The organism is Auritidibacter ignavus (genome assembly GCF_003703835.1).
Classification (GTDB): domain Bacteria; phylum Actinomycetota; class Actinomycetes; order Actinomycetales; family Micrococcaceae; genus Auritidibacter; species Auritidibacter ignavus.
In genome coordinates this window covers 36,575-60,219 of sequence record NZ_RDQR01000004.1, presented here as the reverse complement: position 1 = coordinate 60,219, position 23,645 = coordinate 36,575, and the positions used below count along the sequence as shown (strand labels likewise).

Annotated in this window: 21 protein-coding genes; 1 reads left to right on the top strand and 20 read right to left on the bottom strand. The window is 59.1% G+C overall.

The window, feature by feature from the left end; all coding sequences use genetic code 11:
- Positions 1-119: 119 nt before the first annotated feature.
- The 20 genes from DYI20_RS03580 to dinB all read right to left on the bottom strand — a co-directional run bounded on the left by DYI20_RS03580 (position 120) and on the right by dinB (position 22,539).
- Positions 120-863: a DivIVA domain-containing protein gene (locus DYI20_RS03580; protein ID WP_110100447.1), complete on the bottom strand. Its 744-nt coding sequence runs from the start codon at positions 861-863 to the stop codon at positions 120-122.
- A gap of 302 nt (positions 864-1,165) precedes the next feature.
- Complete coding sequence (locus DYI20_RS03575) at positions 1,166-1,450, bottom strand: YggT family protein (RefSeq protein WP_110099330.1); 285 nt, start codon at positions 1,448-1,450, stop codon at positions 1,166-1,168.
- A 115-nt stretch (positions 1,451-1,565) separates the two neighbouring features.
- Positions 1,566-2,192, bottom strand: coding sequence for a cell division protein SepF (locus DYI20_RS03570; protein ID WP_110099329.1), 627 nt, complete (start codon positions 2,190-2,192; stop codon positions 1,566-1,568).
- 126 nt (positions 2,193-2,318) lie between these two features.
- Positions 2,319-3,044 carry a purine nucleoside phosphorylase YfiH/LACC1 family protein gene (locus DYI20_RS03565; RefSeq protein WP_146206397.1) on the bottom strand — a complete coding sequence of 242 codons (726 nt, stop codon included), beginning with the start codon at positions 3,042-3,044 and terminating at the stop codon, positions 2,319-2,321.
- A 70-nt stretch (positions 3,045-3,114) separates the two neighbouring features.
- Entirely contained in the window at positions 3,115-4,338 is a 1,224-nt protein-coding gene (ftsZ, locus tag DYI20_RS03560; RefSeq protein WP_110099327.1) for a cell division protein FtsZ, read from the bottom strand.
- A gap of 158 nt (positions 4,339-4,496) precedes the next feature.
- Positions 4,497-5,597 carry a cell division protein FtsQ/DivIB gene (locus DYI20_RS03555; protein WP_122548883.1) on the bottom strand — a complete coding sequence of 367 codons (1,101 nt, stop codon included), beginning with the start codon at positions 5,595-5,597 and terminating at the stop codon, positions 4,497-4,499.
- Between the two features lie 16 nt (positions 5,598-5,613).
- Complete coding sequence (gene murC, locus DYI20_RS03550; protein WP_122548882.1) at positions 5,614-7,107, bottom strand: UDP-N-acetylmuramate--L-alanine ligase; 1,494 nt, start codon at positions 7,105-7,107, stop codon at positions 5,614-5,616.
- A 104-nt stretch (positions 7,108-7,211) separates the two neighbouring features.
- Entirely contained in the window at positions 7,212-8,366 is a 1,155-nt protein-coding gene (gene murG, locus DYI20_RS03545) for an undecaprenyldiphospho-muramoylpentapeptide beta-N-acetylglucosaminyltransferase (protein WP_110100443.1), read from the bottom strand.
- Positions 8,366-9,715 carry a putative lipid II flippase FtsW gene (gene ftsW, locus DYI20_RS03540; RefSeq protein ID WP_208392065.1) on the bottom strand — a complete coding sequence of 450 codons (1,350 nt, stop codon included), beginning with the start codon at positions 9,713-9,715 and terminating at the stop codon, positions 8,366-8,368. Before ftsW ends, murG begins: the two co-directional genes overlap by 1 nt.
- A 39-nt stretch (positions 9,716-9,754) precedes the next feature.
- Positions 9,755-11,329: a UDP-N-acetylmuramoyl-L-alanine--D-glutamate ligase gene (gene murD, locus DYI20_RS03535; RefSeq protein WP_110099323.1), complete on the bottom strand. Its 1,575-nt coding sequence runs from the start codon at positions 11,327-11,329 to the stop codon at positions 9,755-9,757.
- Entirely contained in the window at positions 11,311-12,417 is a 1,107-nt protein-coding gene (mraY, locus tag DYI20_RS03530; protein ID WP_110099367.1) for a phospho-N-acetylmuramoyl-pentapeptide-transferase, read from the bottom strand. The genes murD and mraY overlap by 19 nt, the downstream gene beginning before the upstream one ends.
- The gene (locus DYI20_RS03525; RefSeq protein WP_110099322.1) at positions 12,414-13,922 is read right to left on the bottom strand and encodes a UDP-N-acetylmuramoyl-tripeptide--D-alanyl-D-alanine ligase; all 1,509 of its coding nucleotides are present in this window, start codon (positions 13,920-13,922) and stop codon (positions 12,414-12,416) included. Before DYI20_RS03525 ends, mraY begins: the two co-directional genes overlap by 4 nt.
- A gap of 12 nt (positions 13,923-13,934) precedes the next feature.
- Positions 13,935-15,719, bottom strand: coding sequence for a Mur ligase family protein (locus DYI20_RS03520; protein ID WP_233487852.1), 1,785 nt, complete (start codon positions 15,717-15,719; stop codon positions 13,935-13,937).
- 5 nt (positions 15,720-15,724) lie between these two features.
- Positions 15,725-17,515 carry a peptidoglycan D,D-transpeptidase FtsI family protein gene (locus tag DYI20_RS03515; protein WP_122548881.1) on the bottom strand — a complete coding sequence of 597 codons (1,791 nt, stop codon included), beginning with the start codon at positions 17,513-17,515 and terminating at the stop codon, positions 15,725-15,727.
- Positions 17,516-17,604: 89 nt separating this feature from the next.
- Positions 17,605-18,348, bottom strand: a complete 744-nt coding sequence (gene ftsL / locus DYI20_RS03510) for a cell division protein FtsL (RefSeq protein ID WP_110100440.1) — start codon at positions 18,346-18,348, stop codon at positions 17,605-17,607.
- Positions 18,345-19,367 (bottom strand): 16S rRNA (cytosine(1402)-N(4))-methyltransferase RsmH, encoded by a 1,023-nt coding sequence (rsmH, locus tag DYI20_RS03505; protein WP_255410739.1) that lies wholly within the window; start codon positions 19,365-19,367, stop codon positions 18,345-18,347. The genes ftsL and rsmH overlap by 4 nt, the downstream gene beginning before the upstream one ends.
- Positions 19,368-19,548: 181 nt before the next feature.
- Positions 19,549-19,980 carry a division/cell wall cluster transcriptional repressor MraZ gene (gene mraZ / locus DYI20_RS03500; RefSeq protein WP_110099318.1) on the bottom strand — a complete coding sequence of 144 codons (432 nt, stop codon included), beginning with the start codon at positions 19,978-19,980 and terminating at the stop codon, positions 19,549-19,551.
- 265 nt (positions 19,981-20,245) lie between these two features.
- Entirely contained in the window at positions 20,246-20,434 is a 189-nt protein-coding gene (locus DYI20_RS03495) for a hypothetical protein (protein WP_110099317.1), read from the bottom strand.
- A 198-nt stretch (positions 20,435-20,632) separates the two neighbouring features.
- Entirely contained in the window at positions 20,633-21,022 is a 390-nt protein-coding gene (locus DYI20_RS03490; RefSeq protein WP_110099365.1) for an SCO2097 family morphological protein, read from the bottom strand.
- Between the two features lie 122 nt (positions 21,023-21,144).
- Positions 21,145-22,539 carry a DNA polymerase IV gene (gene dinB, locus DYI20_RS03485; RefSeq protein ID WP_233242845.1) on the bottom strand — a complete coding sequence of 465 codons (1,395 nt, stop codon included), beginning with the start codon at positions 22,537-22,539 and terminating at the stop codon, positions 21,145-21,147.
- Between dinB and DYI20_RS03480 the strand changes: the two genes are divergently transcribed.
- The gene (locus tag DYI20_RS03480) at positions 22,524-23,624 is read left to right on the top strand and encodes a polyprenyl synthetase family protein (protein ID WP_233242844.1); all 1,101 of its coding nucleotides are present in this window, start codon (positions 22,524-22,526) and stop codon (positions 23,622-23,624) included. The two genes, dinB and DYI20_RS03480, sit on opposite strands and share 16 nt — an antisense overlap.
- The last annotated feature ends 21 nt before the right edge of the window (positions 23,625-23,645 follow it).

Below are 23,645 nucleotides of genomic sequence, written 5' to 3'. Positions count from 1 at the left end.
GTTTCATCTCCAGGCTACGTACCAGCTGGTCGCAGTCCTTGACACAATTCAGCCGACCACGCTGAAAAGAACGTGGTCGGCTGAGTCGATAGTGGTATCGAGACGGTCACCCGCGCTGATTACTCAGCAATACGAGACTGGGAGTCCAGGTCCTGCAACTGACCTTCGATGAAGGCACGAAGCCGGGAGCGGTAGTCGCGCTCGAAGCCACGTAGTTCTTCCACTTCGCGTTCCAGAACCGACTTCTTCTGTTCGAACTCGTTGAGGGTCTTGCGCGACTGTTCCTGTGCGTCGCTGACCAGCTTGTCAGCTTCTGCCTGCGCGTCGGAGATGATGCGGTCGCGGGTCTGCTGACCTTCGGCAACGTATTCATCGTGCAGACGCTGAGCCATCGCCAGGACGCCGGCGGCGGAGTTCGCATCGGCGTTGGTCTGGACGTTGGCTTGTTGCGGGACAGCGCCGGTACCGTACTGGTCATTGTTGGCGAAACCAGCGGCACTCTGCGGGCCGGCAACGGGTGCGGCCTGCTCGGTCGCGGGTGTTTCGCTTTGTCCTGAAGCCTCAGCTTGAGGCTGGTGGTCTTCAGGTGCCTCGGGCTGGGTGGCGGGCTCTTCAGCCGGGGTCTCAGCGGACTGACCATCAGCAGAAACGGGGGCAGGTACGGCAGCCTGGGAACTCTCGGAGCCGGCTCCACCCTGGAGCTCGGAGACCTGACGACGTAGTTCGTCGTTCTCTTGGTTCAGCCGACGTAACTCGACGACGATCTCGTCGAGGAAATCATCTACCTCGTCCTGGTCATAGCCTTCACGGAACTTTGTGGTCTGGAACCGTTTGTTGACTACATCTTCCGGCGTGAGAGCCATGTGGTCTCCTCAATAAGTGTCGTGTCCTACCCAGCTGGGTAAAACCTAGGGTTAGGTGCTATCGGTGATCTTCACAGACCACTATTGGTCACAATGTCATCCCTGGTAACTAGATTACCACCAGCAACACCGTATCAGAGATCAAGCTGACATTGCTTCGAATGATGATATTGATTTTTTACCAGATATTGCGCGGACATCTCAACCTTTTAGTGCTGTGGGAAACAATCGACCACTGGGATTTATCTGCACGAGAAGCTGGTTACAGTTGAGGAACTTTGTGGCACGAAGTGTCAAAAACTTTACTGCAAAGGAACAAGAGCCCGCAGAAGAATAACCACAATGAATACCACGAGGAAGGCCACGTCAAGGCCGATTCCGCCCAGATTCAGCGGTGGGATCTTGGAACGTAACCAACGGATCGGTGGGTCAGTAACGGTATAGACCGCGCTAGCCAAGATGAGTGAAATCCCCCGAGGTCGCCACTGTCTGGCAAAGGACTGCACCACGTCATAAACGACTCGAACGAGCAGGCTGTACCAGTACAGCGTCAACACGAGGTGCAAGAGCGCGAAGACGATATTCACTCTCAGAGTTCCTTCTGCAACGTTGTACGGGAGACTTTAATTCTACCGGACTCGGCTGAACCTGGTGGAAAGCTCACCCGAGTCCGGCCAAAACGCAAGCTGTAGTGGCCTGATCTTAAGCCTGGTTGAAGAAGGAGACTTCTTCTTCGTTGGTCTGTGAGCCTTCGGTGATGACTTCTACGGTGTTGGGGGTCAGCAGGAAGACCTTATTGGTCACTCGCTCGATGGAGCCGTAAAGACCGAACACCAGCCCCGCCGAGAAGTCGACCAAGCGCTTGGCTTCAGCCTCGGACATGTCGGTGACGTTCATGATGACAGGAACGCCGGACCGGAACGATTCACCGATCAGTTTGGCGTCGTTATAGGAACGTGGGTGAATGGTGTTAAGCTGGTGCACTTCCGAGGCTTCCTCTCTGGTCTGAGTGGCACGCTTGATCGGGGTCACCGGTGCACGGTACCCGTTGTCGTCTCCGTCCTCGGAGCTATTGTCTGGGGAAGGCACGGCGCGTACCGGGCTGAACTCCCGCCGAAGAGTCGGCATCTGGTTGACCGGCTCAGCGACCTTTGCCTGCTGTTCGTCTGCCTCGGCCTGATTCTTCGACCGCGACGTGCCACGGTCCTGGGAACGTGACTCAGAGCGCGATGCCGTGGCCTCAGCCTTTTGTTGTTGCTCTTGCTCGTAGTGTTCGTCACCGTCGGCAAGACCCAAATAGATCATTGCCTTCTTCATTCCACCAACCATAAGTTCCTCAATCTTTCAGCTAGCGTGGACTCTATAGCTCACATTAATTCACGGGGCTAAAAATCTCGGGACCAACGGCGGTGTTTTGCCGCGTGTCACTGACTAATTCTGGTTGTCGTTGACAGGTTAGTCGGCAAAGACCATGCCTGCGCACCGCCCCACGGGGTGGCCTCCCCGGTGTGAAAAAACGCGCGAGTCTTCCAATGTGCAAATTTGGGTGCGGTGAACGGTCACGCCCAGGTCTTCCATGAGCTGCTGGCCGGCGGCAGGCAGGTCCAGCGCAGGGGTCTGCCAGCTGGTGGTGGAATACATTACCGGCATCACCGCCGAGGCTTCCGAGCGCATCTGTTCTGGCACTTCATAACATCTCCCACAGATGGATGGGCCGATCCACGCGGTGATCTCGGCCTCTGGCTCGTGTTCGCGCAAGGTGGCGATAGTGTTTTGCAAAACTCCGCTGAGCAAACCGACGCGCCCGGCGTGGGCTACCGCGGTGGCTTTCCCGGAGGTCGTGAATACCACAGGCATGCAGTCTGCGACCAGAATGGCCAACGGTGTGGCGCCGGTAGCCGAGATACTTGCATCGGCGACCACGGAATCGGTGGTCTGAGACCAGCCCGGGAGTGAATCGGCCTCAACCACGGTGGCCGAGTGTACCTGGTGCAGGAACACGGTGGTTCCTTCAGCAATCCCGGCCTGCTTTTCAACAGCACGCCGGTGAGCATAAATCTCGTCGATGCTCTCCCCTGGTTCGCGGGCCAGCAACCCGAGGTTTCCCATGTTGGCATGAGAGAAACCTACCGTGTGTCCACTGGGGCTACGGTAGGTTTCTACAAAGGCAGACCCAGTCACGAATAGTTCCGTCCGCTACGGCTTGAGGCAATACCAGAGCCTGTATGAGGCGCTGGGTGTATGGCAGAGTTTATTTCAGGAAGTCCGGAACGTCGAGGTCGTCGCGGCGATCTTCTTGGTTCTCCACCACAGTGGGGACATCTTCTGATTCCTCGTTTGTGGCATTGCCGTCTTCGTCCAGGGATTCTGGGACAGCCGGATCTGCGTCATCGGCGACCGGAGCCAACGGAGTCGCCGTCGGCACGGAACCGGTCTGTTGCTGGCCAGGAACCGACTCGCTCCGTGTATGACCAGCGGAGTTGCTGGGCAGGCTCGGTGACTGGGTAGCGCTCTGCTGCTGGTCATCGTCGTTGTCATCGAACCCGGCAGCAATAACGGTGACCCGCACTTCATCGCCAAGATTATCGGAGATGACCGCACCGAAGATGATGTTGGCTTCGGGGTGAGCCACTTCTTGCACCATGCGTGCTGCTTCGTTGATTTCGAACAATCCAAGGTCGGAACCGCCCTGGACTGAGAGCAACACGCCGTGGGCGCCGTCGATCGAGGCTTCCAGCAAAGGAGAGGCGATGGCGGCTTCAGTGGCTTTCACAGCGCGTTCTTCGCCTTGGGCGGCACCAATACCCATCAACGCCGAGCCGGCGCCCTGCATCACCGATTTCACGTCGGCGAAGTCGAGGTTGATCAAACCGGCGGTGGTGATCAGATCGGTGATGCCCTGGACACCGGAGAGTAGCACCTGGTCGGCCAGTTCAAAAGCTTCCATGACCGAGATGGAGGGGTCAGATACGGTCAGTAACCGGTCGTTGGGGATCACGATCAGCGTGTCGACTTCATCGCGTAGTGCCTCAATGCCGTTCTCTGCGCTGGTCGCGCGACGGCGACCTTCGAAAGTAAACGGGCGGGTGACAACACCGATGGTGAGTGCTCCCAGCGACCGGGCCACGCGGGCCACCACCGGAGCGGCCCCGGTACCGGTTCCGCCACCTTCACCGGCGGTCACAAACACCATGTCAGCACCTTGGAGGGCTTCTTCGATCTCTTGGACGTGATCCTCAGCAGCCTGTGCTCCGACCTCAGGGTTGGCACCGGCTCCCAGTCCACGGGTCAGTTCCCGACCCACGTCGAGCTTCACATCAGCCGAAGACATCAACAGAGCCTGTGCATCGGTGTTGACCGCAATGAATTCAACGCCGCGCAGTCCAACTTCGATCATGCGGTTGACGGCGTTCACGCCGCCTCCGCCGACGCCGACGACCTTAATGACGGCTAGATAATTCTGAGGTGATGCCACGATGTGATTCCCTTATCTGATGTCGGGTATGTCAGGCCGGCCACGGCTCGGGATCATCCCGAGTCCATTAAGCCTAAAAGTTCTACCCATGACGTTAGAGTGCCACGGCGGTCACGGCAATGACCGCCGTCGCGTGTCGTGTCGATATTTTCAGCGAATTATCGCGTCACCGGGTGGTCAGGTGCAGAGACGTCGTATTCGGAGATCTGGGCAGATTCCTCGTCAGGTAACGCCAACAACGCTTGTACCACACGTCCTTTCTTTTCGGCGTCTTGGGCATTACCCCACACCACGGTTTTGTCATTGGCCAGGGTGAGCTCAATCGAATCGATGGACTCTCCGGAGGCCTGAGTGACCTCCTGTCGCAGATCGTCGGGCAAGGAACCCAAGACTTCGGTGATGGTATTGAACAGCACCGGATCTTCGACGTCTTCGGCTGAGGACACGACCGGTAAGGTCTGGTCCTGTGCTTGGGCTGCGGTGATCGTTGCGATCTCTTCGGCTGCGTCGTTGAACACGGCGTATCCATCGCCCTTGGGGGCCATGGCTACCGGGGTGAATTCGTGCACTTCGACGAACAGGGTGTCTGGTGGTTCTGCGCGAGTGCTGACCGAGGCCACCGCTGGTGAAAAGGAGAGTAGCTCCATCACTTCGTCGTCGCCAACTTGCGGCAAGGGGCGCTCTTTGAGCGGTCCTAATAGTTCGGTAGCGCGCTGTTCGCTGAGTATCGAGGTTCCGGAGATCTCAATATTCTTGATCGCCAAAATGGGCGAATAGAACAGCACGGCAATGGCAACCAGAGCGAGTACGAGGACCCCGGCCAAAGAGATCCCCATTAGTTTCAGTCGTTTTTTCGTCAGCTGTGTGGCAGTGGGGGGAAGTTCCACCACGGTCTGATCAGCCAAGGTGCGGTCAGTTTTCTCGGTCTTGTCTTTGGTAGGACGGGAGAATCTGAGCCGAGGTTTTTTCGCTGGTTTATCCCGTTGTTCATCCCGTTGCGCAACCGGCCCTCCTGCCGGTTTTGCCGTCGGTGTTAGCTTCTGCTGGGTCGGGTCGCGTTCAGCACTGAAACTCCGCGACGTTGTCGTGGACTCAGACTCTTCGGTCTGTTCGGTATCCCGCAGATGCTCAGGCAGGGGCTTCGAGGCGCTCAGCGAGTCGTCTTCCGAGCGCTGAGCCAGCCCCGGGTATTTCTGTACTACGTCCGCGTCAGTGCTGGTGGCGGTGCGTGCGTTGGTGTCGTGAGTCTTGTTGTTCATACCGGACTGTCCGTGCTCACTGTTGTGAGGACTGTGCCCTGGCGGCCAGCTGGTCGAGGATCGTCTGGGTGGAGGCGTTAATATCTCCGGCTCCAAGCGTCAGGACCAGATCCCCGGGCTGAGCGCGGTCCACGATGGTCTCGATGGCCTCGGCAGGTGTGATGGCAACCTGGCCAGCGGCGGGAAAACCGGACCGTAGCGTCTCGGACAGCTCCTTGGTGATCAGCGAGGCGTCCACTCCGGGGATCGGTTCTTCTCGGGCGGGATAGATTTCCAAAACCCGCACGCTATCAGCTGTAGACAGTGCATTGGCAAACTCGGCGGCAAAATCCCGGGTACGAGAAAACAGGTGCGGTTGGAAAATGGCATGAACCTTTCCGCAACCGCTCAAGGTCTGGGCGGCATGGATTGCTGCCCAGACCTCAGTGGGGTGATGCGCGTAGTCATCGTAGACCTTCACCCCGGCGACTTCGCCGTGGAACTCAAAACGACGAGCCGAGCCGTGGAAGCGACGAAGACCGCGAGTACTCTCATCAGGTGAGATGCCGATCAGGTGTCCGGCTAAGACCACCGCCGCGGCGTTGAGTGCATTGTGGGTGCCCGGCTGGGCCAATGCGACACTGAGTTCCCCGGCATCGGCCAGTCGACCGGCGAAACGGTAGCTCACCCGTTGTCCGCTACCTGCTGGTTCAGAGTCGCACATCTCGAGATCCACCGGGTGGTCGCCACGACCATGTCCATAGAAATACACCTCGGGCACCGACGGGTTGTCAGCGCGAGTAGCCCTCAGCTGGTCTGCCAGGTGTCGGCAGCCGGGGTCATCTGCACACAGGATGAGCGCCCCGTCAGAGCTGACCAGGTGAGAGAAGTCTTCAAAGACCTGGTGGACGGCTTCTTCGGTGCCGTAGAAGTCGAGGTGATCGGCCTCGATGTTGGTGATGATAGCCATATCGGGACGGTAATTGAGTAGGGTTCCATCGGATTCATCGGCTTCGGCTACGAACCACTCGCCGGCTCCAGAATGGGCATTCGGGCCCAGCCCAGCCACCGCTGCTCCCACCGCGTAGGTGGGGTCCAGTCCGGCTTCGGTCAACACGGTGGCAGCCATTGACGACGTGGTGGTTTTACCGTGGGTTCCGGCCACGGTCAGGACCTTGTGGCCCTGCATGGCCATGGCTAAACCTTCCGAGCGGTGTAGCACCGGAATCCCGGCTGCCTCAGCGGCTTGGCGTTCGGGGTTTTCGGCGGTGGCTACCGAGGAGGCAATAACTAGCTCGATGGGTCCCAGTTCAGAGTCATGGTGAGCAGCGGCGAAGTTCTCGGCCCGGTAGCCTATGAAGACTCGGGCACCTTGCTCCGCCAATTCGTCAATCACGGGCAGGTGTTTGGCATCGCTACCGGAGACTTTATAACCCTGGGAGAGCATGATCCGGGCAATGCCGGAGACGCCCACTCCGCCCAGTCCGAGGAAGTGCACGTGTGTCACGGTATCGAAACGGTGGTCGGTCATCACGGGGCTCCTGGGGTTGGCACATCGGTTGTGGTCAGTGTACGGGAGGTGTTGGTCGGTGCTGGTTGGGTGCGAGCTGGTTGGCTACGAGCTGGAGCGAGACGTTAGTCGCCGGCGTGCTGGGTGACCACTTCGGTGACGATCTGGGCCATCACCTCATCGGCATCGGTCACCCCTTGCGCGGCGGCGGCCTCCGCCATGGTGGCCAGCCGTTGCGGATCGTTGAGCAACGCCGGTAAGTGGGTCCGGACCCACTCGTCGGTGAAGTCCTGGTCGTCTACCATCACTGCGGCCCCAGCATCGACGAGCCCGGCGCCGTTGAGGCGTTGCTCGCCGTTGCCGATCGGTAGCGGCACGAGGACAGCGGGTTTGCCCACGGCTGCCAACTCGCATACGGTGCCGGCTCCGGAGCGGGCTACCACCAGATCGGCGGCTTGAAAAACGGTTTCGAGCCCGTCGATATATTCGACTTGCCGGTACCCGTCCTGGCGGATCGGTGCGCCGTTCTCGTCCAATATGGTCTTGCCTTTTCCGGTCAGGTGCAGGATTTGGGCACCCGTGGCAGTCATCGCCTCACGGCTGGCAGCAATGGTCTCATTGAGGTGCTGGGCCCCGGAGGACCCACCGGTGACCACCACGGTGGTGCGGTCGGGGTCTAATCCAAGACTCTGACGTGCCCGGCGTTGTGCTGCGACGGAGGTGTCCAGGGTGGTGATTTCACGTCGCAGGGGCATGCCCACATGACGGGCACCAGGTAGCGGAGTACCTTCAAAGGCGGTGGCGACCGCGGCGGCCCGACGGGCACCGACCTTATTCGCCAGTCCGGGGCGAATATTGCCTTCGTGGACCACCACCGGGATCCGCTCGCGTTGTGCTGCCAAGTAGACGGGGGTCGCCGCGTATCCCCCCACGCCAACGACCACCTGCGCGCGCCTATCACGCAGGATCTCACGGGAGGCTTTGATCGCTGCACGCAACCGGAAAGGCATGGAGAACAGGTCCTTATTCACTGTTCGTGGCATCGGGACTTTGGGGATGGTTACTAACCGGAAGCCAGCTGCAGGCACCAGGTCGGCTTCGAGTCCTTCACGGGTACCGACCATGGTGATCTCAGCCTGTGGGTGGGCGCGCTGGATGGCCCGGGCGATTTGAATCATCGGTGACACATGGCCTGCGGTGCCACCGCCAGCCAAGACCACCCGGAGCACGGGTGGGGTGGCTGTTGAGGCGGTCGAAGTCGTGCCGGATCGTGGGCTCATCAGGAATTGACCTGCTTTCTACCAGGACGCCGCAGGGGCGAGGGTTTCTTCGGTGTGGTGCCAGGCACCGGGGCCGTCATCGACATGTCCTCGGTACCGGTGACTTCAGAGTGGTTGGCGTGGTGCTGTGTGCTGGGTCTTTCCGCATCGGCCGGCGGTGGCCCCAGCGGGGTGGTATCGTGGCTTGGCTCGTGCTCGGCCAGCTGGTCCCGGCGTTCTTGTCTGGTGAAGCTCAGCACTACCCCGACCGCCAACATGGCCATCATCATTGCCGAGCCACCGCGGGAGATAAACGGTAGTGGCACTCCGATGACCGGAAGCAGGCCGGTCACCATTGCGATATTCAAGAAGGCTTGGCCGATCAGCCAGGCGATAATGGCACCGGTGGTGATGCGCACGAAAGCGTGCTGGGTGCGAATAGCGACCCGAAACATCCCGATGGCCAGCACGATAAATAATGCCAGGGTAGCCAGTGCCCCCAGTAGCCCGAGTTCTTCACCGAGGATCGTGAAGATAAAGTCGTTTTCGGCTTCGGGGATATAGGACCATTTTTGACGCGATTGGCCCAATCCGACCCCCCACCAGCCTCCCGAGGCGAGGGCGTAGAAGCCGTGGTCGGACTGGTAGCACGGGTCCGAGGGATGATCGCAGTTACCGAACCAGGCGCCGATGCGCAACATGCGGTTATCGGACTGCATGGTGACCACCGCAACCCCGATTAGCCCGATTATTCCGGCCAGCGCGAGCCAACGGAACTTAATCCCTGCCATAAACAACAGCACGGCCAGCACCAGTAGCAAAACCAGCCCGGTGCCGAGATCTCGTCCCACCAGCACCAGGAGGATGATCATCCCGCCAACCGGCACCACCGGAAGCACCAGGTGTAACGGGTGGGTCGCATAGCGACCTTTGAGGGCGAGCACGTGGCCACCCCAGAGCGCCAGACCCAGCTTGGCTGCTTCAGCCGGCTGGAAAGAGAACCCGCCAATGCGCAACCAGTTACGATTCCCGTTAACTTCATGGCCCAGCGGGGTGAACACCAGGACCAACAGCAAGATGGAAGCGAGCACGATCCCCCAGGCCAAACGTCGCAGGGTTTCGGGTTTCAGTCGGGCGACCACCACCATCAGGATTACCCCGGCCAGGGCGTAAACCCCGTGGCTGAGCAGTGAGTCGTAGGACCCCACGGTGCCAATGTTTTCAACCGAGGAAGCCGAAAGCACCATCAACACTCCGAGAGCCGACAGCGCCAAGGTGGATCCCAGGATCAGCCAGTAGGAGGTTTTAGGCGATGACCCTTCAAGCCAGCGCCACACTCGTGAGTCCGAGGAGGAGTCAGCTGTGCTCATAACCTCGGTCTCCTGTCTGCGCTGGTGGTGGCTGAATGTCTACGACTCGTCGTCAGGTGCGTCGGTCGGCGGTGGGGCGATCCCCAGGTGTTGTCTCACGGCGTGCTGGAAGGCGTCGCCACGGTCTCCGTAGGAGCTGAACTGGTCGAAAGAGGCCGCAGCCGGAGAAAGCAACACCGTGTCTTCGTCGTCTGCCAGTTGCGCGGCCAACTCGACCACGTGCGTCATCACCGACCAGCCATCGGTGGGGTCACTGTTAGTGTCTCGCAGATACTGGGTGTAGACGGGGACCTCGGGTGCGTGTCGTGTGAGTGCCTCGGTCACAGGTGCTGGATCAAGACCGATCACGATAACAGCTTTCAGTCGCGAGGCGTGATCTTTCACCAGTTGGTCGTAGCTGAGTCCCTTGGGTAGGCCACCGGCCACCCAGATCACCGAGTTGAAGGCTTTCAGCGCCGCGTCGGTGGCATGCGGGTTGGTGGCCTTCGTATCGTCAATCCACAGGGTTTGCAGGGTCTCCCCCTGAGGCCCCCCAGCAATGAGTTCCACCCGGTGCGGTTCGGGAGCGTAGTTGCGTAGTCCCTGTTTCACCGCTTGGGGTGGGACGTCAATAGCCCGGACCAGCGCGGCGGCAGCCAGGGCGTTGGCGACCTGGTGCTCGGGGACGATCACGCCAATATCGGTAATGGCCGCCAGTTCCAAAGCGGAGTGGTGGCGGTCTTCCAAAAAGGCCCGGTCAACCAGCAACCCGTCGACCACGCCAAACATGGACCGAGCTGGTACGTCGGTGGTGAAGGAGATCGCGCGACAGCCTTCCTGCACATCGGCGTTTTCAACCATTCGCATCGTGGCCGGCTGGTTCTCGTTGAAAATACAGGCCACCCGGGTGTTCTCGTAAATCTTGGCTTTATCAGCGGCATAGTTATCGAAACCGCCGTGCCAGTCCAGGTGGTCTTCAGCTATGTTGAGCACCGCTGAGGCAGCTGGTTCGAAGTGGTGAGTCCAATGCAACTGGAAACTCGACAGCTCGATGATGAGCACATCGAAGCCTTCGGGACGGCGGATGGCATCCAGAATTGGGGTGCCGACATTGCCGACAGCAATGGCGTCGAGGCCGGCTGCTTGGGCCATGGACTCGGCCATGGTCACCACGGTGGTTTTTCCATTTGTTCCGGTCAGGGCCAGCCATTCAGCGGTGCGCCGACCCTCACGGATACGCACCCGCCAGGCCAAATCAATTTCTGACCAGATCGGTACCCCGGCGGTGGCTGCGGCAGCTAGGACGGGTTGAGCGGGGTTCCAGCCCGGCGAGGTGACCACCAACTCCAGGGGCCCGTCCCAGAGGTTCTCATCGGGTAGACCGGATACCGCCTGGTGACCGAGCAGTACCTCGCGCACGCCGACAATTTTCAGCGTGTCGGCGGCGTGACGGCGCTTGTCGTCGTCCTGGCCGTCAACCACCACGACCTCAGCGCCAAGTTCGGCCAGCGTGTCGGCCACCGAAAACCCGGTCACACCGAGCCCGGTGACCAGCACGCGAAGCCCGGCCCAGTCGGAGTCCCAGGTGGTCAGGGCCGATAGATCATGATGCACTGTCACCGCACGATCACCCATTCTGCGTAGAACATGGCCAGACCGGCCAGCGCGCACACCAATCCGACCAGCCAGAACCGAACGACCACGGTGACTTCGGCCCAGCCTTTGAGCTCAAAGTGGTGTTGTAACGGGGCCATCAGGAACACCCGCTTACCACCGGAGAGCTTGAAGTATCCGACCTGAATAATCACCGACAGCGCAATGGCCACCATCAACCCGGCCAAGACCACCAGCAACAATTCGGTGCGAGACAGAATTGCGAAGCCAGCCAGGGCACCACCCAGGGCCAACGAGCCGGTGTCTCCCATGAAAATTTTGGCAGGATTCGTGTTCCACCACAGGAATCCGATCAGACATCCGGTCAGGATAGCGGCCAGCAGGGCTAGGTCCATGGGATCGCGGGTCTGATAACACCCCGGCAGGTCTTCTGGCCCGCTACCGCAGGCCTGGTTGAGCTGGAAGACTGTGATAGCCCCGTAGGCCATGGTCACCAGCGCCACCGCGCCAGTGGCCAGACCGTCGAGCCCGTCGGTCAGGTTAACCGCGTTGGTGGTGGCGGTGGTGATCAAATTAGACCAGATCACAAACAGCACTACACCCACCACAGGTCCGGCAAAGGCCAGGTCGATACTGGTGTCGCGGAAGACAGAGATCGCAGTGGAGCCGGGAGTTAGTCCTCGGTCGTCGGGGAAGTTGAGCACCAGGATTGCAAAAGCAATACCAACCACGCCCTGCAGGATGATCTTGGCCCAGGCAGTCAGTCCCAACGAGCGTTGATTAGAGATCTTCGCGAAGTCGTCAAAGAAGCCGACCAGCCCCATTCCGGCGGTCAAAAACAGCAAGAGGAGCCCGGAGGCGGTGACTCCGGCATTGCCCAGCCCCATCAGGGACATGATGCCGTGGGTCAGGAAGTAAACGATCACCAGGTTCCCGACAATCACTGCCCCACCCATCGTGGGCGTACCGCGTTTGGTCTGGTGGCTGGTGGGCCCATCTTCACGGATGAATTGGCCGTAGTGTTTTTTCACCAAGACTTTGACCAGTAGCGGGGTGCCAATCAATGTCAGCACTAGCCCGAGCGCCAGCCCGATCAGGAGTCCGATCACTGCAGGTCACCTTGCCTTGGGGTTGTTGGGTCAGCGGTGAGCCGGTCTGCAAGTTTCCACAGGCCGGTCGAGTTCGATCCTTTAATAAATACAATGTCGCCGGGCTGAAGGCGCTGGTTGAGTAACTGTTCGGCCTCGTCGATGTCAGCCACATGGTCCACTTCGTCGCCCCAGGAGCCTTCCATAACCGCTCCAGTATAGAGCGGTCTGGCTTGTTGTCCGACCACCACCAGCTGCGAAATATTCAACCGGACCACGGCTTCACCGATGTGGATATGCTCTTTGATGCTGTTGGAACCCAGCTCGAGCATCTCCCCGAGCACCGCCCAGGTCCGCCGGCCGGTGCTACGTCCGGTGAGGGCCAATGTTTTCAGTCCGGCCCGCATGGATTCGGGATTGGCGTTATACGAGTCGTCGATGATGGTAATGCCGTCTGCTCGGTCGGTGCGGGCCATCCGGTGCTTCGAGACTGGCCCGCGTCCGTGCAGGAGGCCCCCGACCGTCTCCGGGTCGAGACCTGCCGTCACAGCCACGGCAGCGGTTGCAGCCAGATTCGTGGCGTGGTGGATACCGGTCAGTCCGCTGGTGACATAAGCTGTCGTCAGTTGTAGATCCGCCGGCTGCCCGGTGGGATTATATCCCAGGTAGAAGTGGGGGCGTTCGTTGTCGTCGGTGCTCAACTCGGCGGTGTAGACAATGGGTGCGTAGGCACTGTCATGGCGGTTGGCGGTGGAAAACCACAGCACCTCAGCCCCCTCGGGGACACGCTCTGCCATGGAGGCCACGCGCGGGTCATCAGCGTTGAGCACAGCGACCCCACCCTGGCTGAGACCTTCAACAATTTCGCCCTTCGTTTTGACAATATTCTCCACCGACCCGAAGGAGGCGGTGTGCGCGGAGCCAACGGTCAGTGCCACGGAGATATCCGGGCGCACCATCCGGCACAGGTCGGCAATATTGCCCACATGGTCGGCTCCCATTTCGACCACTAGATACCGGGTGGTGAGGCTGGCGCGGAAGATGGTCAACGGCACGCCCACTTCACCGTTATAGGAGTTTTGTGGGGCGATAACCGCGTCCGGGTCATCGGAGGCGACCGCCTCGGACAACAGCCCAGCGAGGAGATCCTTGGTGGTGGTTTTTCCGACCGAGCCGGTAATGCCAATCACCGTAGTGGGTGAATGTTCACGAATCCGGGCCACAATGTATTCGGCGAGATCACCCATGGCGACCACCGTGTCAGCGACGATAATGCCGGGAACCGGGGTCCCGTTGTCATCGGAGACTTCGCGTTGCCCCAGCATCAGTTTCGCCCCGCGCTCCCGTGCGCTGAGCACAAAGTCGTGACCGTCGGCAAATTCTCCCGGTTTGGCCACAAACAGGCCACCGGCGGTGATCTCGCGGGAGTCGGTGGTAGCTGAGTTAACGCTCGTGTCCGGATCGGTGCCAGCAACGAGCTGACCACCGGTCGCATCGGCAATCTGAGCAGCGGTGAGTTCAATCATAACGAGATGAGTTTATCCGTTACGGCTTTCGACCTGCTCACGACGCGACGAGTCGTCTCGTATTGTGACATATCCGTAATCCATCAGAGCCTGTTCTAAGGCCACTCGGTCGTCGAGCTCTACCGAGTGGGTGCCAAAGTCCTGGGAGGTCTCGTGCCCGCGACCGGCGGCCAGGATGATGTCGTGTTCTCCCGCCAGCTCTACGGCGTACGCCAGGGCCTTGTTGCGCGGGGCGATTTCGTGCAATGCGGTATCCAGCCCGTGTTCCTCGATGCTTTGGCGGGCCCCGGCCATTACGTCCAAGCGGATGGCAGTCGGGTCCTCGGAGTGCGGATCGTCATCGGAGACAATGACAATGTCGGCTCCGCGCACCGCAATGTCTCCCATCACCGCACGTTTAGTGGTATCGCGTTCGCCGGTGGCACCGAAGACCAGGATGGTTTTGCCCGGGTGCTCTGCAATCTGGTGTGCTTGGTTGACCGCTTCCAGGGCCTGGTAGAGCCCGTCAGGGTTATGGGCAAAGTCGACAATGGTGGTAGGAGCATTGGCGACAATTTCCATCCGCCCGGGCACCCGCACCGCACGGAAGGCACCGGGCTGGTCTTGGGTGGTTTCAGTCAACACGTTGGTGATCTCATCCCAGCGTTCGGTGGGATATCCGGTGAACAGCATCACGGCGGCCAGGGCGGCGTTGGCGACATTGAATTCACCGGGTAGGCCCACAGCGAGGTCGAGACAGAACCCGTCCCGGTGTTGCAACGTAAACACCGATCCTAGCCGGCGTGGCTGCAGATCGGTCACCTGCCAGATGGCGGGAATCTCTGCTTTGGTCAGCGCCGGATCAGCGATCTCGTGGGAGACGGCCGCTGGGCCGAGATCCAAGGTAATCACATGGTCGCCAAATGTATCGTCGCCATAGGCGGCCAACGCATGCTGGGCCATGTGGTAGCCGTAGTCGATCTGTGGGCCACCGTTGAGAGTGATCACCGAGGTCTGGGAATATTCGGGGGTGAACAGTTGCGCTTTGGCCAGGAAGTACTCCTGCATGCTCCCGTGCAGGTCCAGGTGATCCTGGGTGAGGTTGGTGAATCCGGACACAGCGAACTGCACGCCAGCCACCCGGCGATAAGACAGCGAATGGGAAGAGACTTCCATGGCGGTGGCTTGAATCTCACGCTCGCGCATGCTGGCTAATAACGCGTGCAGGTCGGGTGCTTCCGGGGTGGTGAATTTAGCCGGCACGTTGGCCCCACCGACCTGGATCTCGATCGTGCCGACTAGCCCGGTGGTCAACCCCATACCAGATAGCCCGGATTCCAGCAGGTAGGTCGTCGTCGTCTTGCCGTTGGTGCCGGTGACCGCATAGATCTGCGGGGCCCCGGGCGTGGCGACGGTGCCGTAGATCAGTGCCGAGACCGCACCGATCACCTCGCGGACCTGCTTGACCACAATGACCGGCAGTTGCTGACCCGAGGGATATTCGCGCAGGATTTCCAAGCCTTCCGCATCGGTCAGGATGGCGACAGCGGGGGCGGCCACTGCGGTTTCGATAAACCGTGCGCCATGGACTTTCGCGCCGGGGACCCCAATGTAGAGGTCTCCGGATTGCACGTCGCGCGAATCCAACGCCACACCGGTAATTTCCGGGGTGTCCGTGCTGTGGGTTTGGGATGACTCGTCCTGGCCCGGGGGCACCACAATGGCCGGGGAGCCGGCCTGCTCGAGCACCGCAAGTACCTCGTCGATGCTATAGGCAGGCTGGTGCTCTGGTCGGAAGGAGGGGTTGTGTTGAGTCAAAGGATCTACCATGGGCGCTTCTGTGGGTCGTCGACAAATACGTCGTAGGCTTGCGAATCGGTTGTGGAGTGAGGCACCGAGTTCTTATTCAGAACGTAGGACATTACATCTGCTGCAGTATCGGTGACCTGCCAGGATTTCCAATTCCCCTCGGGGCGATACACCGTAACGGACACCACGTACTCGGGGTCTTCCAGCGGTGCCACCATCGCGTAGGTGGTGACGTGGCTATCATAGCCACCCGATTCACCGGCGACCTGACCGGTACCTGTTTTACCGCCAACCCGGTAACCGGGAATCTTGGAGGCACCACCGCTGCCGTTTTCGACCACGCCCTCCATGAGTTTCAGCATCTCGTCGGCGGTTTCTTCGCTGATCACCCGCTGGTCTTCACCGCCATCGTAGGCGTGCTCGGTACCGTCGGGGTCCACGTAGGCGTCAATGAGTCGCGGATTCTTGCGCACTCCCCCGTTGGCCACGGTCTGGAAGATTTGGGCAGTGTGCAGGGCGGTCACGGAGTAGCCCTGACCGAACGTGGTGGTGAACTGTTGACGGCGGTCCCAGTCTTGCCAGTTGGCAAACTGCCCGGAAGAGGAATAGGGCAATCCGAGATCGATCGGATCTCCGATACCGAATTTTTTCATGTAGTCGTACCGCTGTTCTTTACTCAGCGTTTCGGCCACCTGCACCGTGCCGGTGTTATAGGACCGGGCGAAGATCCCGGCGGTGGTCATGTCATAGGTATCGTGCGGCATCGAGTCATTAATGACCTCGTGATCGAACTCCTGCTTATTCGGCACGGTATGGGGAGTAGTCGGGCCGACACCCCCTTCGTTCAGCGCGGCCGCAAAAATCGAGACTTTTCCGGTCGAGCCGGGTTCATAGGCCTGAGTCACCGAGGTAGGGCGCCAAAACAGTGAATCCGTTTTCGATGGATCGGAAGGATCAACCGTGGTGGAATCCGCGAGAGCGAGAATATTGCCGGTCTTGACTTCCTGGACCACAATATTGCCCCATTCGGCGTTGTACTCATCGACCTTTTCTGCGATCGCTTCCTGGGCGTACCACGAAACATCCTGGTCAATGGTCAACCGCAGGTCTTGGCCGTCGACCGGCTCGGTTTCTTCAAACGTGGCATGAGGGATCCGTACCCCGTTGGCGGCGATTTCAAACGTTCGCTCCCCGGGGGTACCTTCCAGAGAGGCTTCCTGGGATTGTTCCAATCCCTCCAGCCCGTGGCCTTCTTGGCCCAAGAAGCCCAAAATATTACCGGCCACGGCGCCATTGGGGTAACTACGCTCGGCGACAGGTTCAGCAATCAGACCGGGAATGTCCAGATCCAAAGCTTCATCACGGACCTCGGGGGTGACCCCGCGGGTGATGATTTGGTAGGGGCTATCACCCATCATTAATGCCCGCAGATCATCTGGGTCCATGTCCAGAATGGTGGCCAGTTCATCGATCCGATCATCGATGTCGTATTCTTGATACGAGCGACTTTCTTCGTCCCAGACGCGATAATCCTCGTTCAAGCGTTGATCGGCCACCAAGTTATAGCGGGACACTGATTCGGCGAGCACGTTGCCGTTCTTATCCAGGATCGAACCGCGTTCGGCCGGCAACGGAACCGACCGCAGCCGTTCATTCATGGCTTCATCGGCAAAACCTGCCGCATCGACCCCCTGAACCCAGAGCAGACGAGTGGCGAGGACCCCTAGCAACACCAGAGCGACGGCAATGATCCACCGAATCCGCAGACGCGTGGTCATCGCGGGGTGCTGATGTTGTGATGTCATGCCACACTCATCCTTTAACGTTCTAGCCTGTTCGTCATCACTGCTGTGACTGGTTGGCCCTTGTTGGCCATGGCACCTCGTGGAAGGCATCAGGGGATGCTGATCTGAGGCGACGACATCCTCGTCTCATCCAATTCTGCATCACCGTTGGCCGATGACTCGGACCTTTGGCTCGTGTCGGAGGGACGACCAATCTCAGGGCCGTCCACCTTGCGGTCAATCTCGAGAGTTTTCGGGACCGGTTTGGCATCCACAGCCACCGGCTCTTCGCGTGCTTGGCGTTGGGATTCCGCGACCTCGACCTGGCGTCCTTCCGAGGCCGCAACCGTAGGTGATCCCACGAACTCCGTCGGGACGTTGTCGTCAGACGCCGCTTCGGTGGTACCCGAGATTTTCCCGCTGTCGAGATTGATGGAGGCGGAGGCTCCTGGCAACACCATTCCCATGTCGACGGCCTTCTGTGCCAGATTCTGAGGAGCTGCCAGATGAGCGACTTGCTGTTCGAGGTCCTCATTCTTTTCGCGTAACTCCGAGGTCTGAGAGTTCAAATCCAACAGCTCGTACTGTTTATTGGAGACCGAAATATTGATGACCAACACGACAATCAATGCCGCCAGTAGCACAGCAACGGAAAAGATGACTGTCCCCATGGGAGTGGCTCGCAACGGAGCCGTGACCACAGCAAGGTGGGGACGACGTCGCGTGGCTGTCTCGTGTTTTGGCTGGGTCGTCGGTAGTGGGGCCTTGACGGCACTCGAACCGTTGACCACAGGAAGCTTATCGGCCGTTACCGACGAGGCTGTCTGGCGGATGCTCTGGGGGGAAGCGCTCATCCGTTACTCCTGGTGGGTCTAATTTTTTCAATGACCCGGACGCGGGCGGCTGCAGCCCGGGGATTCTGCTCGATCTCAGTCGGTGTGGGTTTTTCCGTCCCTTTGCTGAGAATTTTCACCACCGGCGCGTACTCTTCGACTTCCACGGGGAACCCAGCAGGAGTCAGTGATTGCGCCTGGTGTTGAATAGCTTTTTTGACGATTTTGTCCTCTAGGGATTGGTAGCTCATGACCACCATGCGTGCGCCGATCGTCAGGACCGCCATGGCAGCGGGTATAGCGCGGGTGAGGACCTCGAGTTCGTGATTGACTTCCACGCGTAGGGCTTGGAAGGTTCGTTTGGCCGGATGACTGCCTCGGTGCGCCGCGGCAGCTGGGATAGCGCGGATAATCGTCTCAACTAGTTCTTGACTGCCACGATACGGGCGCTGTCGTCGCGTTTTGACGATCTCTGTGGCAATTCGTCGGGCGAATTTTTCATCGCCGTAGTTGCGCAACACTCGTTCCAGGTCGGCTTCCGAGTACGTGTTAACCACGTCGGCGGCGGTGAGCTGATCGGTGGGGTCCATGCGCATATCCAGCGGAGCGTCATAGGAGTAGGCAAAGCCACGGGATGGTTCATCGAGCTGATAGGACGAGACACCTAGATCAAACAGGATTCCGTCAACGCCGTCCAACCGGGTCTGCAGTTGCGTCTCGGCGGCCTGGATCGCAGCAGAGATTTCATCGTAGGTGCCGTGAAAACTCACCAGCCGGTCGGAAAACTCCCCAAGCCGTTGTTGTGCCATCTGCAGAGCCTGAGTGTCACGGTCAATGCCGATTATTCTCAGATCGGGATTATCGGAGAGCAAACGGTGAGTGTGCCCGCCCATACCCAGCGTGGCATCGATGACCACTGGGCGACGCTTCTCAGACCGCGCAACCGCCAGCCCCTCATTCAGATAGGACACCACGCGATCGATCATCACAGGAGTGTGGCGACGTGCAGCGTTTTCGTCCGGTGATACGGAATGATGCACGGTCGCCTCCTTCACTGATCCGATGCGCGTTACTCCTCTAGACGGTTCTTGATCCAGATCCCCAGCCGGATACCCTGGCCCAGGGGAAGACAGGCCAGCGAATCCTTCGGCTGGAGGTCTGAATCAAGACACCACGTTCGAGATGTCCCCATCTCGTCTGTTCAGTTATGGTCGGACCGTTTTAGAAGATTCCGGGAAGAACTTCCTCATCGGTTTCCGAGAAGGCAGTTTCTTGTTCCTCGAGGTAGTTGTTCCAGGACTCAAGATCCCAAATCTCAGCGCGTGTACCAGCACCGATGACCGCGACATCCCGGTCGAGACCGGCATATTCGCGCAGTGACACCGGAATAGTGATCCGTCCCTGCTTATCCGGTACTTCGTCCGAAGCACCCGAGAGGAAGACACGGATGTAGTCGCGTGCTTGGCGTGATGACAGTGGCGCTGAACGCATCTGTTCATGCACTCGTTCAAACTCCCGAGCCGAGAACACATAAACGCAATGCTCTTGACCGCGAGTGAGAACGAGCCCATTGGCCAATTCCTCCCGGAATTTCGCCGGAAGAATCAGTCGTGACTTCTCATCAAGGCGAGGAGTGTAGGTGCCCAAAAACATGACCCCACCACCTCTTCCTTGTTGAGTGTCTCAGAGCGTCCTCTGAGCCACCGCCCTCTACCTGCCTCCACTTTACCCCACTTCGCTCCCCCCGCAACCAAATCCGGGCGTTTTCAACTCAAAAAATGCTGAGAATTCTCGAGAGCACGGACGATGCAGCCACCGAAATTTCCCCAAAATCGGCATGATTCTGCGGTTAAACGGACGGTAGAGCACAGTGGGGATGACCTTGGGAGCAAAGTGGAGGGATTCTTCGCACAGGCCGTCAAGCGTCGTTAAAAAAACCGTCGACGCCAGCACCACCGGCTGCCAACAGCAAGGTGGAAGGCCGCTGCTGGCGACGACAGTCAACCCCATCGAGATCGGCCAAATGCGCGTGATCATGCGGATCCAGCGCAAACATCGAGGTTTTGTCCACCGAGTTCTTGAACGCCCGGTCAGCTCTTGCCCCCATGGGCAGACAGACCTCGCTGCCCGAGTGGAGGAAGGTGGAGGGGAGAATGCGGAGGGCGGTGGGGTGGGGTGTGGAGCACTATAAGCAGACCAGTTAAGCGCATGAAAAAACCGTGTCGCCGATGCGTGATCCGCACTGCGGACACATCAGGCGACACGGCCTTTTGTCTGAAGTTTTTGCCGCGTCGTTGAGACGCGGTTAGGGCTGTTGGTTACGACGCTGTTCCCAACGCTCTTCAAGACCGCTCATGAAACCCGACGATTGCTTAGACGAGGACTTCTTGGACTGACCTGTTGAGTCTGACGCGTTGGCCTTTTCGGTTTTGCCACGCAGCGTCGTGAAAAAGACACCACCGGCCATCATGACGAACCCGAGAACACCAACCCAGATCTGGTTAATGGTCACCCCGGTAAGGAGCACGACCAAACCGACCACGGCAATCAGCACGCCCAAGACGATATTTCGAGTGGAGAGCTTCCGGGCGGAGGAACCCTCTTGTATCTCCATCTGTGACGCAAACTGAGGGTCGTCACTGAGTTGCTGCTCAAGTTGGGCAAGAACCTCTTGTTCACGCTCTGATAACGCCACGATAGCCTCCTCGTCCAGCACATCAACCCGGAAAATGCGCTTCGACCACTGTCCTTGTACCTATAGTAAGTCTTATAGCTGGAAGAACGCCAAAAAAGCAGAAATACTTCCCGAGGCCTTGATCACTCGGAATCTTCACCGATTCGTTCTTGTCGGTGATGTTTAAGTAACGTAGCTGGTTTCAGCCCAGCATCAGGGAATTTGGTGTGGATTTCGTCCATCACAGCATCGGTTCTAGCCAGAGACTCCCCGGAGTTTCTGCGGTCAGACGGCTGTGAGTCTTCACTGACGTGCCAGGAAAACAAAGCCTCCTGTGCGGTGGCGGTTTCGTCGCTTGTCTCAAGGGAATCGGCATCGATCAGGCGTTCCCCACGCACCCCTAGGAGGCGCAATGGGTGCCACCGTTGTTGCATCAGCTCAGCCAAGAGCTCCTCGGCGACCGTAACGATCTGTGCACCCGAGGCGGTGGGGTGCCTCAGTCCCCGGGACTTATTGCGAGTGGCGCGGTGGTCATCTTTGACCTTCACCACAATACCTCGAGCCTGGGCGCCTTCGCTCCGTAGCCGGCGAGCGCATTCATAACTGAGATCGAGCAGATATCGGTGCACTTGCTCAGCGGAGACCAGGTCCTGATCAAAGGTATGCTCGACGCCGACTGATTTCGAGTCGCGTTGTGGCACCACCGGTCGCGGATCAATACCACGGGCCAACTGGACGAGATCGGGACCGACCACCCCCAGCCACCGACGCATTCGTTGCGGGTCCTGAGTTGCCAGATCACCAACCGTGAGGATATTGGCACTCTGGAACCGTTCGAAGAGTTTCGGCCCAACGCCCCAAATGACATTCACCGGCAGAGGGGCGAGGTATTCGGCTGTTTGTATTGCCGGGACCACACCTAACCCATCGGGTTTTGACCGGGTGGACGCAATCTTGGCCACGGATTTGTTCATCGCGACCCCGACGGTAGCTGCCAAACCTGTTCTCTCACGCACTGCCTCCTTGACCTGCACTGCGATCTCTGCCGGAGGACCGAGGCGTCTACGCGCTCCTGAAATATCGAGGAAAGCTTCATCAATAGAGAGTCGTTCCACCAACGGGGTGAAAGAGGTCCAGATCTCAGTTAGTTGAGCCGAAATGGCCGTGTACTTCTCCCGGTGTGGTTCCAGGACCTCCACCTGAGGGTACAGAGCTTGAGCGTGTGCGAGGGGCATCGCTGATTTGATGCCATATGCACGAGCCTCATAGGAAGCCGAGGTCACCACCGATCGAGGGCCATGGTGCGCCACCACAGCGGGTTTGCCTGCCAATTCGGGGCGTTGCAATAACTCCACTGACAAAAAGAACGCGTCCATATCAATATGCAAAATGGTGGAATCCCAGCTGGGGTCTTGCTGTTGATTCCTGTCTGTCTGCGCGCCCATGTCTCCACTGTAGTCACATGGCAGGTAGCGTGGGAGCAGAGCGCCGCCGACCACGTTGGCATCAAGGTAGGAGTATCGTGTCGTCCCAAGCATCCTCATCCGCCGGCAGAACTGCCGAACAGTTTCGTACCAAGCTTGCCTCCTATCTGGACACGTTTCTTCAGCAGTACCGTGACCGGGCTGAGCAGATGTCCGAACAAGCGGTTGACCTGGTCGATGAAATCTCCCGTTTGTGCTCCGGCGGTAAACGCGTTCGCGGTTTGCTCGCTTGGTATGGCTGGCGAGCTGCTGGGGGCTCAGCAACAGATCACCGCATCGTTGAAGCAGCGGCAGCATTGGAACTTTTTCAGGCTGCTGCCCTGATTCACGATGACATTGTGGACCGCTCCGATACCCGTCGCGGTGGCCCCTCGGTCCATAAATCCTTTGAGGCCTTGCACAGCATCAAAGGTTGGACTCAGGATGGCTCTCACTTTGGCGTAGCCGCCGCGGTTCTGGCCGGAGATCTGGCCCTGTCGGCCAGTGAAGAGTGCTTTAGCGCCGTGGCGGATGCCACCCCGTATGCAGCAACCGCCACCTCGGCATTTCAAATGATGCGCTTCGAAGTGATGACCGGGCAGTATCTGGATCTCGTCTCGGAAGTAGATGTATCCGCTATTTCTGCTGAAGCAATGTTGCAAAGGGCTCGCACTGTGCTACGCCATAAATCAGCCCACTACACCACCGTGTGGCCGTTTGAAATCGGTGCTATTCTCGCTGGGGCCGATGAAAATACCCTGAAAAAACTACGACGTTTTTCCACCCCCCTTGGCATTGCCTTCCAGCTTCAGGACGATATTCTCGGCGTCTTTGGCGATCCCGAACTGACCGGAAAACCCGCGGGAGATGATCTTCGGGAAGGCAAGCGGACCGAGTTGGTCGCTCACGCGCTGTTATCCCTGGACGCCGCCGGCCGAGAAACGTTGACCTCAGCTTTAGGGACCGAGGACCTCAATGATGTCTCGGTGGCTGAGATTCAAGATCTTCTCAAAGACTCAGGTGCCCTGCAACGTGTGACAACGGAGGTCTCACAGCTCGGTTCGGAAGCGCTAACCAACCTGAATAATCTCAACCTCGATGATCGCACCCGATCCGAGATCATCGATCTGACCCAACGGCTCCTGCACCGCAAGAGCTGACCTGTCAGCGTTACTGTCCTG

Bases quoted from the DNA above. Each gene is read 5' to 3' on its own strand.
- DYI20_RS03580 (WP_110100447.1), bottom strand. From the start codon at position 863: ATGGCTCTCACGCCGGAAGATGTAGTCAACAAACGGTTCCAGACCACA.
- DYI20_RS03570 (WP_110099329.1), bottom strand. From the start codon at position 2,192: ATGGTTGGTGGAATGAAGAAGGCAATGATCTATTTGGGTCTTGCCGAC.
- DYI20_RS03555 (WP_122548883.1), bottom strand. From the start codon at position 5,597: ATGAACAACAAGACTCACGACACCAACGCACGCACCGCCACCAGCACT.
- murC (WP_122548882.1), bottom strand. From the start codon at position 7,107: ATGACCGACCACCGTTTCGATACCGTGACACACGTGCACTTCCTCGGA.
- murG (WP_110100443.1), bottom strand. From the start codon at position 8,366: ATGAGCCCACGATCCGGCACGACTTCGACCGCCTCAACAGCCACCCCA.
- ftsW (WP_208392065.1), bottom strand. From the start codon at position 9,715: ATGAGCACAGCTGACTCCTCCTCGGACTCACGAGTGTGGCGCTGGCTT.
- murD (WP_110099323.1), bottom strand. From the start codon at position 11,329: ATGGGTGATCGTGCGGTGACAGTGCATCATGATCTATCGGCCCTGACC.
- DYI20_RS03525 (WP_110099322.1), bottom strand. From the start codon at position 13,922: ATGATTGAACTCACCGCTGCTCAGATTGCCGATGCGACCGGTGGTCAG.
- DYI20_RS03515 (WP_122548881.1), bottom strand. From the start codon at position 17,515: ATGACATCACAACATCAGCACCCCGCGATGACCACGCGTCTGCGGATT.
- ftsL (WP_110100440.1), bottom strand. From the start codon at position 18,348: ATGAGCGCTTCCCCCCAGAGCATCCGCCAGACAGCCTCGTCGGTAACG.
- mraZ (WP_110099318.1), bottom strand. From the start codon at position 19,980: ATGTTTTTGGGCACCTACACTCCTCGCCTTGATGAGAAGTCACGACTG.
- DYI20_RS03495 (WP_110099317.1), bottom strand. From the start codon at position 20,434: ATGGGGGCAAGAGCTGACCGGGCGTTCAAGAACTCGGTGGACAAAACC.
- dinB (WP_233242845.1), bottom strand. From the start codon at position 22,539: ATGCTTGGGACGACACGATACTCCTACCTTGATGCCAACGTGGTCGGC.